The organism is Roseivirga sp. AWQ4_251, from assembly GCF_056158225.1.
Window position 1 is genome coordinate 2,996,277 of the sequence record NZ_JBSWSW010000001.1, and the last position, 13,084, is coordinate 3,009,360.

The 13,084-nt window shown below is 39.9% G+C and carries 14 protein-coding genes; 9 read left to right on the forward strand and 5 right to left on the reverse strand.

Annotated features, from left to right (window positions below):
• Nucleotides 1-1,596: a M1 family metallopeptidase gene (locus ACXACJ_RS13120; RefSeq protein ID WP_475134889.1), complete on the forward strand. Its 1,596-nt coding sequence runs from the start codon at nucleotides 1-3 to the stop codon at nucleotides 1,594-1,596.
• A 22-nt stretch (nucleotides 1,597-1,618) separates the two neighbouring features.
• Here ACXACJ_RS13120 and ACXACJ_RS13125 read toward each other — a convergent pair whose 3' ends face one another.
• Nucleotides 1,619-2,089: a 3-oxoacyl-ACP synthase gene (locus ACXACJ_RS13125; RefSeq protein ID WP_475134890.1), complete on the reverse strand. Its 471-nt coding sequence runs from the start codon at nucleotides 2,087-2,089 to the stop codon at nucleotides 1,619-1,621.
• A gap of 22 nt (nucleotides 2,090-2,111) precedes the next feature.
• Complete coding sequence (locus ACXACJ_RS13130) at nucleotides 2,112-2,555, reverse strand: SRPBCC family protein (protein ID WP_475134891.1); 444 nt, start codon at nucleotides 2,553-2,555, stop codon at nucleotides 2,112-2,114.
• A 106-nt stretch (nucleotides 2,556-2,661) separates the two neighbouring features.
• Between ACXACJ_RS13130 and ACXACJ_RS13135 the strand changes: the two genes are divergently transcribed.
• Both ACXACJ_RS13135 and ACXACJ_RS13140 read left to right on the forward strand, forming a co-directional pair.
• On the forward strand, nucleotides 2,662-3,675 hold the full coding sequence (locus ACXACJ_RS13135; RefSeq protein ID WP_475134892.1) for an AraC family transcriptional regulator ligand-binding domain-containing protein: 1,014 nt from the start codon (nucleotides 2,662-2,664) through the stop codon (nucleotides 3,673-3,675).
• A 45-nt stretch (nucleotides 3,676-3,720) separates the two neighbouring features.
• Nucleotides 3,721-4,143 carry a BLUF domain-containing protein gene (locus tag ACXACJ_RS13140; RefSeq protein ID WP_475134893.1) on the forward strand — a complete coding sequence of 141 codons (423 nt, stop codon included), beginning with the start codon at nucleotides 3,721-3,723 and terminating at the stop codon, nucleotides 4,141-4,143.
• On the opposite strand, the gene ACXACJ_RS13145 is transcribed toward ACXACJ_RS13140, so the two are convergent.
• The 3 genes from ACXACJ_RS13145 to porX are packed head-to-tail and all read right to left on the reverse strand — an operon-like array spanning nucleotide 4,140 to nucleotide 7,355.
• Nucleotides 4,140-5,366: an alanine dehydrogenase gene (locus ACXACJ_RS13145; RefSeq protein ID WP_475134894.1), complete on the reverse strand. Its 1,227-nt coding sequence runs from the start codon at nucleotides 5,364-5,366 to the stop codon at nucleotides 4,140-4,142. The two genes, ACXACJ_RS13140 and ACXACJ_RS13145, sit on opposite strands and share 4 nt — an antisense overlap.
• Complete coding sequence (tsaE, locus tag ACXACJ_RS13150; protein WP_475134895.1) at nucleotides 5,359-5,790, reverse strand: tRNA (adenosine(37)-N6)-threonylcarbamoyltransferase complex ATPase subunit type 1 TsaE; 432 nt, start codon at nucleotides 5,788-5,790, stop codon at nucleotides 5,359-5,361. Before tsaE ends, ACXACJ_RS13145 begins: the two co-directional genes overlap by 8 nt.
• Complete coding sequence (gene porX / locus ACXACJ_RS13155; protein ID WP_475134896.1) at nucleotides 5,790-7,355, reverse strand: T9SS response regulator signal transducer PorX; 1,566 nt, start codon at nucleotides 7,353-7,355, stop codon at nucleotides 5,790-5,792. The genes tsaE and porX overlap by 1 nt, the downstream gene beginning before the upstream one ends.
• Nucleotides 7,356-7,406: 51 nt before the next feature.
• On the opposite strand from porX, the gene ACXACJ_RS13160 reads away from it, so the two are divergent.
• The 6 genes from ACXACJ_RS13160 to ACXACJ_RS13185 all read left to right on the forward strand — a co-directional run bounded on the left by ACXACJ_RS13160 (nucleotide 7,407) and on the right by ACXACJ_RS13185 (nucleotide 13,031).
• Nucleotides 7,407-8,642, forward strand: coding sequence for an HD domain-containing protein (locus ACXACJ_RS13160; protein ID WP_475134897.1), 1,236 nt, complete (start codon nucleotides 7,407-7,409; stop codon nucleotides 8,640-8,642).
• Between the two features lie 17 nt (nucleotides 8,643-8,659).
• Nucleotides 8,660-9,679: a UDP-3-O-(3-hydroxymyristoyl)glucosamine N-acyltransferase gene (gene lpxD, locus ACXACJ_RS13165; RefSeq protein WP_475134898.1), complete on the forward strand. Its 1,020-nt coding sequence runs from the start codon at nucleotides 8,660-8,662 to the stop codon at nucleotides 9,677-9,679.
• A gap of 24 nt (nucleotides 9,680-9,703) precedes the next feature.
• Nucleotides 9,704-11,092, forward strand: a complete 1,389-nt coding sequence (locus ACXACJ_RS13170) for a bifunctional UDP-3-O-[3-hydroxymyristoyl] N-acetylglucosamine deacetylase/3-hydroxyacyl-ACP dehydratase (protein ID WP_475134899.1) — start codon at nucleotides 9,704-9,706, stop codon at nucleotides 11,090-11,092.
• Nucleotides 11,089-11,871, forward strand: a complete 783-nt coding sequence (lpxA, locus tag ACXACJ_RS13175; RefSeq protein WP_475134900.1) for an acyl-ACP--UDP-N-acetylglucosamine O-acyltransferase — start codon at nucleotides 11,089-11,091, stop codon at nucleotides 11,869-11,871. The genes ACXACJ_RS13170 and lpxA overlap by 4 nt, the downstream gene beginning before the upstream one ends.
• Nucleotides 11,871-12,491 (forward strand): ABC transporter ATP-binding protein, encoded by a 621-nt coding sequence (locus tag ACXACJ_RS13180; RefSeq protein ID WP_475134901.1) that lies wholly within the window; start codon nucleotides 11,871-11,873, stop codon nucleotides 12,489-12,491. Before lpxA ends, ACXACJ_RS13180 begins: the two co-directional genes overlap by 1 nt.
• A gap of 66 nt (nucleotides 12,492-12,557) precedes the next feature.
• Nucleotides 12,558-13,031, forward strand: coding sequence for a hypothetical protein (locus ACXACJ_RS13185; RefSeq protein ID WP_475134902.1), 474 nt, complete (start codon nucleotides 12,558-12,560; stop codon nucleotides 13,029-13,031).
• Nucleotides 13,032-13,084: the final 53 nt, after the last annotated feature.

Sequence of the window (13,084 nt, forward strand, 5' to 3'; positions counted from 1 at the left end):
ATGAAAAAAATCACCCTTGCTTTACTTAGCTTGTTTCTTTGCACAGCTGCTTTTGCGCAAAAGCATTACGATCGCTTTTCCAAAATTGATGTGCAGCATTATCTGTTTGAACTTACCTTAACTGATGCAAACGACAACATTACAGGAACAACAGAAGTAACTATCAAATTCAAAAAGCAGATCGAAGACTTTAGTCTAGATTTGGCTAACACAAATGCACAAGGCAAAGGAATGAAAGTTTCTGCCGTGATGGTTGACGGTAAAAAAGTACCATTTAAGCATGCCAATAATCAGCTTTCCATTTCATACAACGGAAAAGAAAATGAGACCAAAACCTTCAGCGTAAATTATGAAGGCATACCACAAACAGGGCTTATCATTTCGAAGAACAAATATGGAGACAGAACCTTCTTCGGAGATAATTGGCCTGATAGAGGCCATCACTGGCTACCGATTGTAGACCATCCTTCCGACAAAGCTACTGTCGAATGGATTGTAGCAGCCCCTAGCCATTACCAAGTTATAGGCAATGGTAGCTTGGTTGAAAGAACAAACATTGATGAAAGCACAACATTAACTCATTGGAAATCGCAAGTCCAAATACCAACTAAAGTAATGGTAATTGGCGCTGCTCGATTCGCCATCCAAAACATCGACAACGTTTACGGCACAACTGTTTCAGCTTGGGTGTATCCTCAAGATCGTGAAAAGGGTTTTTATGATTACGCGCTTGCCGCACCTATCCTAGACTGGTTTATCAATCATGTTGGCCCCTACCCTTATGCCAAACTTGCCAATGTGCAATCAAAAACACAGTTCGGTGGTATGGAAAACGCCAGTAATATTTTCTATTCTGAAAACTCCATAGATGGAACTCGCTCTTCAGAAGGTCTTTTAGCACATGAAATAGCACATCAATGGTTTGGCAATTCTGCTTCAGAAGCCAACTGGCATCATGCTTGGCTAAGCGAAGGATTCGCCACCTATTTCACCATACTTTATATGGAACAAAAGTATGGGATTGAAAAAGCGAATGAAACCAACATTCAGAACCGTAAGCAAGTAATCGACTTTAGTAAACAGCAAAGAGTACCGATCGTGAATACTGCTGTCGATAATTATATGAATTTACTGAACACCAACTCGTATCAGAAAGGTGGTTGGGTTCTGCATATGCTGAGAAACAAAATTGGCGATCAGAAATTCTGGGAAGCGATTCATATGTACTATGATCGATACAAGCTTTCCAATGCTTTAACAGACGACCTGAAAGAAGTATTTGAATTTGTTTCAGGAGAAGATCTTGACAGCTTTTTTCAGCAATGGGTATTTCAAGCGGGCCAGCCAGAATTGGAAGCTCACTGGAACTACAAACAGAACAAGCTGAATGTAGAAATTAGCCAAAGTCAGAAAGAGAACTTCAGTTTTAATATGGAAGTGAAAATCCTATACGCTGACGGAACTTCTGAAATCAAAACTATTCCAGTAGGAAATAAAAAAGAAAGCTGGAGTGTCACTGTATCGAAAACACCAACTGCAGTTGTTCTAGACCCTAATGTGAAGCTACTTTTTGAAGGTAGCATTTCTAAAAAATAATAAATTTGAGGTTTGGTAATTATCACCAAACCTCTTCTATTTCTACCGTTTTACCTCCAAACGAAAAAACATCCCCTTTTTTCTTATCAATCATAGCCTGACCGATGGGCGAAATGGGTGAAATCACAAAAGCAGATTGATTGCCCAACTTAACCAGACCGAGGGAAACGGCTATAAAGTATATGGCTTGAGGGGTTTTCACTAAACTGCCCAAACCGATTTTATCGTTACTTTTCTCAGGCTCAATTTTACCCAATGCGACTTTCATTTTGGAAGCATCAGCAAGCTGCTCGGCAAGTTTTTCCTTTTCCAAATGCATCATTGCCCTACCCGTCTCATACTTGTTGCCTGCGCTGCTTTTAGTTTCTTCGTTCGCTGCCGCTTGAATATTTCTCATAGCATTTTCAGCATTCAACAAACGTTCGTCTACCCTGGCAACACACAACTTATAAAGTTCCTCCTTCAAAGCTTTCATGGCCGAAAGATCGCTCAAGATTTTACTGGAACAAAATCCGTTATCCTCTACTTCTCTCTTCTACTCGCGATTTCAAAGCTTGGTTCATAGCTAAAAAGCCAGCTTCTGTTTCCTTCTGAATGCTTTTGAAAAGCAAAGAAACCAGCACGCCTGAAAACTTTTCTCCATGAATTAATGTGGTTGAACCTTTACCATCTTCCTCAAGAATAAAATAGTGTTCTCCATCAAAAACTCCTTTCACCAAAAACTTTCCAAGCCATCGGAATTCTTGATTAAGCTCCACTTTTAAAACCTTTGGTTTGAAAGTCATAGATTTCCTTTCATTCAGTTGAATTTTGTTTTCAAGAAAAGCTCCTTCTTTTGGCTCACCTTCAACTTTCACTAAAAAAGGATTCCATTCTCCATATTTTTCAAAATCCATAAGAACGCTCCAAACCATTTCAGCCTTTGCTGCGATCTCAATTCTGGTTTCTATTTTCTTCATCTTAGCTCTAAATTTTGATATTACAAATCACATCAAAAACACCTTTTCAAGGCATTCCTAGCATGACAACCTATTGTCATTTGACGCCATTTCAGTACTTTTATTCATGGCCTTTAACGGACGATTTGTATTGAGCTTAATTGAGTTTTCCGCCAAAAGAGGCGCTCAAAAAGAAGAACTTTTAAGCATAGCTGAAGAAACTGCATCAAGTCTTTTTCATGAAAACCCTCAGCTTGATTCAATCAAGTATAACCGAATTTTAGAAAGAGCTGTAGAAACCACCAAAGATGATTTTTTAGGCCTCCACTTTGGAGAATCGATGCATTTGGCTGCCGCAGGTCTAATTGCGCAAATCACCCAAAATTGTGATTCAGTAAAGCAGGCTATTGAATACACATGTGAATTCTCACTGCTAGCTTGCAGTTCTTTACCCACTCAACTTACCGAAGAAAAGAATTTCTATAAACTAACCTTCACCCCTGAAAATGTGTGGCTTTCTCAGTCGCCAGAAGCTGTAAAACACACCACAGATGGCGCAATAGTTTTCACGCTAAAACAATATCAGGAGCTCACACGCAAACCATACCTGCCACATCATATCCACTTTGCCTTTTCGAAGCCTAACGACATTTCTGAGTATGAAAGAGTTCTGCAATGCCCGATTAGTTTTGGTAAAGCAGAAACGGCCCTTTTCTTTGAAAAAGAGCAAATAGAACAGCCCATTTTAACCAGCGATTACCATCTTTTGAGAATCTTGGTAACTCATGCCGAAGAAAAAATATCGCGGCTAAGGCAAACAAGTGGTTTTTCTGAAGAAGTGAAAACCTCGATCGCTCAAATGATAAAACCTCAATTCCCCAATATTGAGCAAGTTGCAGATCATTTAAACCTAAGTACCAGAACCTTACAACGAAAATTAGCGCAAGAAGGCAAAACATTTAAGGAGATAATCAATTCATTAAGAAAGGACTTCGCTCTTTCTTATTTGCAAAGGCAAGATTTATCGATTGACGACATTGCCTTTTTGCTGAATTATGCGGATTCCAGCAATTTTATTCGCTCATTTAAACGAATGACTGGACAAACGCCAAACGAGTTTAGAAAAAGAAACCTATCTTGATAAAGCTGATCACAAGGAGAACACGAACTAATTAAAACACGAACTATGCTTTTCGAAATCATTTACCACAGCCAAGCCACTCCTGATTTGAACGATGAACAGATTGATGAAATACTGGCCACAGCGCGAAATTTTAACGAAGAGCATGAGATTACTGGCTGCTTGCTTTTTCACCACGGGCAATTTCTTCAAATCCTAGAAGGAGAATTCAACTTGTTGAATGAACTCTACGAAAAAATCAAAAAGGATACGCGACATAAGAATGTTATCACCATTCATATGCAAGAAATCAAAGACAGATTGTTTGATAATTGGACCATGGCCTACCAAAAATTCGATAATCAAGAAGCACTGCACAATCGCATTGGGTTGAGCGAACTCGATGAACTCTTAAATAAAGACGAAAAAAGCAGTGTGCCGAAAGAGATTTTCGCCACCATAAGTCAGCATATTCTTTCTTCTCGTTAAAAACGAGCAGCCATTAGCAACATCAAATCTTTATAAGGAAGGCTGAATTTCTTGGCAATGCTCAAATTGGTTGTACTTCCCTTATAAGCATAAACTCCCTTACAAAACCAGCTGTAAGTGCTCATTATTTCATCTACCCCTCCTACATCGGCAATTTTCAGCAATACAGGGGTCAAAATATTGCTCAAAGCTGTAGATGCGGTTCTCGCAGCTCTAGATGCAATATTGGGCACGCAATAATGAATTACCTCGTATTTTCTAAAAGTTGGTTTGTCGTGGCTGGTGTATTCAGAAGTTTCAATACAGCCTCCTTGGTCGATTGAGACATCGATGATTACCGAACCTGGCTTCATTTGAGAAACCATTTCTTCTGTAACCACACATCTTGCTCTTCCCTTTTCAGCTCTCAAAGCACCAATCACAACATCGGCCGATCTTAATGACTGAGCCAGAGTTACCGAATCTATCGTGGAAGTGAAGGCTTGATTGGCAAGTTTATGCTTGATTCTTCGCAGTTTGTAAATTTCATTATCGAAAATCCTAACTTCTGCTCCCAAACCAAGAGCCGCTCTGGCAGCATATTCGCCAACGGTTCCCGCACCTAGAATAATTACCCTAGTTGGAGGAACACCCGTAATTCCCCCTAAAATAATCCCCTTTCCACCATTAATAGTGCTCATCAACTCAGATGCAATCGGAATGGCCATACTTCCAGCCAGCTCACTCATGGCGTTTACAATGGGCAAACCGCCCACTTTATCTTCGAGCATTTCAAAGCCGATGGCCGTGATTTTTTTTCGGTTTAGGGCTTCAAAATATTTGGAAGAAGCCCTCCCTATTTGCAGAGCTGAAAAGAGTGTAGAACCAGGTTTCATTAACTCGATTTCTTCAAGTGTTGGAGGCTCTACTTTTACAATTATGTTGGCTTCGAAAATGTCCTTTTTAGAATACATAATTTGCGAGCCCAGCTCACTGTATTCCGCATCGGGAAAAAATGAGTTTTTACCCGCATTTTGTTCTACGCAAACTTCTTGACCATTATTGATCAGAATTCCAGCAGCCGCTGGAGTTAAGGAAACACGATTTTCTTGAAAAGAAACTTCAGTAGGAATGGCTATTTTAAGCGATTTCTGTCCTGATTTTGCCATCATCAGCTTTTCCTGTGGATAAAGGCTACCTTCTTGAGCCAATGCGGCAAAGCCCGTTTTTTTTCCCTCAGTCATGTTTGGTTAATTTAATTTTGCGCGTATCATCTTCCTGTACTTCAATTTCGATTTTCAAGTATTCATCAGGAATCAGCTCACTTATATTTTCTGGCCATTCTATCAAACACAAATGGCCACTATCAAAATACTCTTCAACACCAATATTTAAGGCTTCCTCTACCTCTTCTACTCTGTAAAAATCGAAGTGGTAAACGGTTCCTCCATCTTCGGTTGCATATTCATTTACCAAAGAAAACGTGGGACTTTGCACAATATCCATCACTTTCAGTTCTTCACCAATAGCTTTGGAGAGTGTGGTTTTCCCTGCTCCCATATGGCCCATCAACAGCCAAATTCTATAGCCTGAACCAAATTCAGCAATAGTTTTTGCCACTTGATTTAGGTCATTCAACCCATGGGATATGAGCGTTTGAGTTTCCATTAAGCCCTTTTCGAATTTAGCGAAATAAAAGGAATAATCATTTCATCCATGGAAATGCCACCATGCTGGAAAGTGTCGCGATAATATTTCACGTAATGGTTGTAATTGTTGGGGTAAGCGAAAAATAAATCTTCGGTAGTGAATGCATATGAAGTAGAAACATTTGGGCGTGGCAAATGAATTTTTTCCGGCTCACGAACGGTGTAAATAAGGCCACTTTCCTTATAACCCAAATTTCTACCATGTTTATACCTCAAATTGGTGTTCACGTTTTTATCCCCCACAATCTTATAGGGCTTTTTCACTCTATAGGTTCCATGATCCGTAGTGATCATCACCTTCATGCCCTTATCGCTAATCATTCTCAGCAGATCGAATAAAGGGGAATGCAAAAACCAGGATTTGGTAAGCGAACGATATGCAGATTCATCGGCAGCCAATTCACGAATCATTCGCATGTCGGTTCTTGCATGAGAAAGCATATCCACAAAATTGTAAACCACCACGTTCAAATCGTTCTGCAGAAGATTATTGAACTGATCATTCAGCTGCTTGCCCTGAGCCGAATGGATGATTTTATGGTAACTGGTTTTGAGGTTCAATCTCAGTTTGTCCAACTGCCTTTTTAAGAATTCTTCTTCGTTATTATTCTTTCCTTCATCGTCATCACCTTCATCTCCAACCCATAAATCAGGATGTTTCTTGGACATTTCTAAAGGCATTAATCCTGAAAAAATGGAATTTCGGGCATAAGCCGTAGTTGTGGGAAGAATAGAATAATAGGCTTCTTCGCTTTCGACATTGAAATAGGGAGAAATATCTTCTTCGATAACTTTCCATTGATCGTACCGCAAATTATCGATGATAATGAGGAAAACTGGAGACTTCTGTGCCACAGGAAAGACCTTGTTTTTCAATAGATTATTTGAAAGCAAAGGTCTATCAATATCAGCATCGTTGAGCCAATCTTCATAATTGTCCATTACAAAGCTGGCAAAATTGCTATTGGCCTCGGTCTTCTGCATTTCGAGCACTTCAGCCATGCTCTTATTTTCCGTTTTATCAATTTCCAGTTCCCAATACACCAACTTCTTATGAATTTCAACCCATTCATTATGGTCCATATATTCATTATATGCCATACTGATGTTTCGGAATTCCTGCTGATATTCAAGATTGGTTCTTTCTGTAACCAGCCTTTTGTTATCTAAAATCTTCTTTACAGAAAGCAGAATTTGGCTGGGGTTCAACGGTTTTATCAAATAATCGGCAATGTGCGAGCCGATAGCCTCTTCCATTATACTTTCTTCTTCGCTTTTGGTAATCATCACCACAGGCAAAGAAGGCCTTTTATTCTTAATATATTTCAGCGTTTCAAGGCCAGTCATGCCCGGCATATTCTCATCCAGAAAAACAACATCGAAGAGTTTATTCTCCACTTGTTCCAGGGCATCGGCCCCGCTGGCTACAGGAGTTATATCATAACCTCTGTCAGTTAAAAAAAGTATATGCGGCTTAAGCAGGTCTATCTCATCGTCTGCCCATAAAATGTTATATCTTTGCATAGCTTCGCTTTAGCAATAAGGGTCGAATTTAAAGGAATTAAAGCACAAACTTTGAACAAAAGAAAGATTATCAATGATCCGGTTTACGGGTTCATCACTATCAGAAGCGAGCTCATTTTCGATATCATTGATCACCCCTATTTTCAACGCCTGCGCAGAATAAAACAACTTGGCCTTACTGAGTTGATTTACCCAGGAGCCCACCATACGCGTTTCCATCATGCACTGGGTGCTAAACACCTGATGAGCGCAACGCTGGAAAACCTTAGAAACAAGGGAGTTGAAATTACCGATGAAGAATTTGAGGCTGCTTCGCTAGCCATTTTACTCCACGATGTAGGTCATGGACCTTTTTCTCATGCCCTTGAATTTAGCCTATTGGAAGATGTTCCTCACGAACACCTTTCACGCATGATTATCTCAAGGCTTAACATGGAATTTGACGGAAAGTTAACCATGGCCTTGGAAATCTTTAATGGCAATTACCATAAGAAGTTCCTGACTGAACTAGTTTCGAGCCAATTGGATATTGACAGGCTGGATTACCTTAAAAGAGACAGCTTTTTTACGGGTGTTTCTGAAGGAACCATTGGAGCCGACAGAATCATTAAAATGCTCGATGTAAAAGATGGCCAACTCGTAGTTGAAGAAAAAGGAATTTACAGCATTGAAAACTTTTTAAGTGCCAGAAGACTAATGTACTGGCAGGTTTACTTGCACAAAGCCAGTGTTAGTGCTGAGAAAATGCTCATCAGCATCATTAAGAGAGCCCGAAAGTTGGTAAGAAAAAATGACGACCTTTTCTATACTCCAGCGTTAGGCATTTTCTTAAAAGAGAAAATTGGAATTGAGAGTTTTGCAGAAGACGCTAAAATCTTAGAGGCATTTCTTCAGCTTGATGACTACGATCTTTGGGGAGCAGTTAAAATGTGGGTGCATCATGACGACCCAATTCTTTCAAAACTGTGTGGCATGTTGTTGAATAGAAACCTGTTTAGAATTCAAATCTCCAATGAACCACCTAGCCGTGAGGAAATCAAAGCCAACGAAGCTAAAATTGCCGAAGCTTACAATATAGACCCCAAAGAAGTGAAGTACTTCTTTATGCATGGCAAGCTCACCAACAATGCTTACCTGACCTCAGATTCGGACAAAGAAATTCTGATATACTCGAAATCGGGTAAGGTAAGAAGCGTTACTGAAGCCGCTGATTTACCGAACATCAAAGCCATGAGTAAAATCGTCCGTAAATATTATCGTTGCTGGCCAAAAGACATATCTTTGTGACATCCAAAATTTTATGAATGGAATTATCAGTACAGCAAGTCGCTCAACTTATTGAAGGAAAGGTAGAAGGAGATGGAAATCAAAAGGTTAACAGGCTTGAAAAAATTGAAGAAGCAAGTAAAGGCAGCATTGCTTTTTTAGCCAACCCCAAATATACTGACTACATCTACTCTACTGGAGCCAGTGCCATTATTGTAAAAAAAGACCTTGAATTAAAAAAGGAAATTGAACCCGCACTCATCCGTGTAGACGACCCATATTCCAGCTTTTCTAAACTATTAGAAGAATACCAAAAGCTTACTCAAAAAGTAAAAACCGGTATTGAACAACCTTCTTTCCAAAGCGAAAGCAGCACCATAGGCGAAGATGTTTACTTGGGTGCTTTTTCCTACATTGGAGAAAATGTAAAAATCGGAAAGGGAACTAAAATAAACCCACACTGCTTCATTGGTGATAATGTTGAAATTGGAGAGAACACAACCCTGCATTCTGGAGTGAAGATTTACGCCAATTGCAAAGTGGGAAACCAATGTATTTTACATTCAGGAGTAGTTGTGGGCAGCGATGGTTTCGGCTATGCCCCTCAACCTGATGGAACTTACAAGGCGATTCCCCAAACAGGAAATGTGATTATTCACGACAATGTAGACATAGGGGCAAACACCGTAGTGGATTGTGCTACAATGGGTTCTACCATTATTCACAAAGGAGCAAAAATCGACAACCTTGTTCAGATAGCTCACAATGTGGAAGTTGGAAAGAATACAGCCATTGCTTCGCAAGTAGGCATTTCGGGTAGTGCAAAAATTGGCGAAAATGTAATGATCGGGGGCCAAGCCGGTATTACAGGCCATTTAACCATTGCCGATAAAACCATTATTGGACCTCAATCGGGAGTTCCAAAAACTATAAAACAACAGGGCATTTATACAGGTAGCCCTATCATGGATCACCGTGAATTTTTGAAAGTAAGTATCGCATTGAGAAAACTTCCAGAACTACTTCACAGGGTCAATGAACTGGAAAAAAAGCGTTAACTTTGGCGAATTTTTGAAAAAAGCATGAAGAGCAAACAACATACGATCAAAGAGCCGGTAACGGTATCGGGCGTAGGTTTACATACCGGAGTAATTTCAAACATGACGTTTGTACCTGCTCCACCCCATCACGGAATTAAATTCCAAAGGATAGATTTAGAACATCAGCCTATTGTAGATGCTGATGTTGATTACGTTGTGGATCTTTCAAGAGGCACCACTATTGAGCACAACGGTGCAAGAATCAATACAGTTGAACATACCCTAGCCGCTTTGGTCGGGCTGGAAATAGATAACGTTCTCATTCAAATAGATGGCCCTGAACCTCCAATATTGGATGGAAGTTCACGCATGTTTATTGATGCACTAGAAACCGTTGGTTTTGTAGAACAGAATGCATTGAGAGACTTCTATGAAGTAACTGAGAGTATTCGCTATAAAGATCCGGACAGAGACGTTGAGATTGCAGCTTTACCATTAGACGATTTCAGAGTCACTGTAATGGTAGACTACAATTCTCCAGTTTTGGGTAGCCAGCACGCTTCTCTCAATCATATCGGAGATTTTAAAAAGGAAATTTCATCGAGCAGAACTTTCTGTTTTTTGCACGAGCTTGAAATGCTCTATAAAAACAACCTTATTAAAGGAGGCGATTTAAATAATGCCATCGTGGTTGTTGATAGAGTAGTTAAGGATGAAGAACTCGATTATTTAGCTGGCCTTTTCAACAAACCTAAAGTTGAAGTCAAAAAAGAAGGCATTCTGAATAATGTAGAGTTGAGACATAGAAACGAGCCCGCTCGCCACAAACTGTTAGACGTTGTGGGAGATTTGGCTTTAGCGGGTCGCCCTATAAAAGCACAAATTTTAGCAGCTCGCCCTGGGCACGCAGCAAATGTTGCTTTTGCCAAAAAACTTAAAAAGGAAATGCAAGCTGCCAAAAACTCTGCTCCTCAATACGATCCCAAGATCGAACCAGTGATGGACATCAATCAAATCATGCAAATTTTACCTCATAGGTATCCATTTTTGCTGATTGACAAAATCATTCATCTAGACGAAAAAGTGGTTTGTGGAATTAAGAACGTAACCATGAACGAGCACTTCTTTATGGGGCATTTCCCAGGTAATCCTGTTATGCCAGGCGTACTTCAAGTGGAAGCCATGGCTCAGATTGGAGGAATTCTAGTATTGAACACTGTACCTGATCCTGAAAATTACACTCCCTATTTCTTAGGAATCGACAGGTGTAAATTCCGTAAAATGGTAATCCCTGGCGATACCATTAAATTTAAGTGCGAACTTACCGCCCCGATCAAACGTGGCATCGCACAAATGAATGGCTACGCATATGTAGGAAACAGCCTCGTTTGCGAAGCCTCAATGACAGCAAGAATTGTTAAGAATCAATGAATCAACCGCTAGCATACATTCACCCAGAAGCCAAGATTGCCCGCAATGTGGTAATTGAACCATTTGTTACGATCAGCAAAAATGTCGTAATCGATGAAGGCACATGGATTGGCCCCAATGTTACTATCATGGAAGGCGCCAGAATTGGAAAGAACGTAAAAATCTTCCCAGGAGCGGTTATTTCAGCCATTCCCCAAGATTTAAAATTTGGTGGAGAAGAAACGGTTTTAGAAATTGGCGACAACACTGTGGTTAGGGAATGTGTTACCTTAAATAGAGGAACACACGCTACCAAAAAAACCGTTATTGGGAAAGATTGCCTGATTATGGCCTATACGCACGTAGCCCACGATTGCATTATTGGCGATAATTGTATTTTAGTAAATGCGGTTCAATTGGCCGGTCACGTAACCATTGAAGATTGGGCCATTGTAGGTGGGGCAGCAGCAGTTCACCAATTTGTAAAAATCGGTGCTCACACTATGGTTTCTGGTGGTTCCTTAGTTCGAAAAGATGTACCTCCTTACACCAAAGCAGGAAGAGAGCCATTGAGCTACGCAGGCATCAATTCTGTGGGGCTAAGAAGAAGAGGTTTCAGCAATGAGAAAATTGCCGAAATACAAGAAGTTTACAGATACATATTCTTGAAAGGCCTAAACAATTCCAAAGCACTCGATTTGGTTGAGTTAGAAATGACTCCTTCTAAGGAAAGAGATGAGATCATCAACTTCTTTAGAAATTCTGACAGAGGTGTTATGAAAGGCTACACCGCTAGATAATGATGTTAATTAAGGTTGAAAATCTTGGTAAGAAATATGCCAAAGAATGGATTTTCAGAAACCTATCCTTTTCGTTCGAGCCTGGCAAATCCTATGCAATTACAGGCCCGAACGGAAGTGGAAAATCAACCCTTCTTCAACTACTCACAGGATATTTCCCTCCCACAGAAGGCACAATAGAATACAAAAAGGGGGAAACCCTAATTCCTCTCGACAACTACTATAAACAGTTCGACATAGTAACCCCTTACTTAGAACTGATCGAAGAATTTACCCTGCTCGAATTTCTGACTTTTCATTTCAAATTTAAAACCCTACAAAGTGGCCTCACCATTGAAGGCTTTTTGGAAAAGGTTTATCTGGAAAAAGACAAGGACAAGTTGATTCAGAATTTCTCTTCTGGAATGAAGCAGAGACTAAAATTGGGCCTTGCATTTTTCTCTGAAAGCCCAATCTGTTTTTTAGATGAACCCACCTCGAACTTAGATGAACAAGGAACGGCTTGGTATCTACAGAACGTAAAAGCGATTCTTTCCAAGAAACTTTTGATCATAAGCTCAAATCAGAAATATGAATACGATTTCTGTAACGAGGTCGTTCATATTCCAGATTTTAAATAAGTTTTCTCCAAACGGATTACTACTTTAAGTTTTTATAATTATAATTGACATTATAAAGAATTTACAATGCTGAAGATTAAACACATCGCCCTAATTTTTCTCGCTATAGCCTCTCTTTCGCTCTCTTCTTGCGGAGGTGGTGGTGGTGGCGGAGATGACACTCCAACCCCTACTCCAGAAGAACAAAGATTGATTGATTTAGCTGGAACAACTGGTGTAACATATGAAGCTGTTTCAGTAACTAGAGATGGTGAGCCTAATGACGAATATGATAATTTCACATTGACTCTTAAGACAAGCACTTCATCTAACACTTACACTACAACAGATAATGACCCTGTTTTCAAATCTTCAGGAACATGGGCTTTGGGAAGTTCTATCAATCAAGTGATTTTGGATGGAGATTCAAGCAACCCTGTAACTATCAGCAACTTTAATGCAGCATCTGGCACTTTCTCACTTTCGATTAACTACACACGCCCAGGTGGTTTAGCAGCAGGCCTAAGCGGAACATATGTTTTCAATTTGCAGAAACAATAAATAGAAAAAACATTAACAAAAAAGGCTTTCAACCGTGGTTGAAAGCCTTTTTT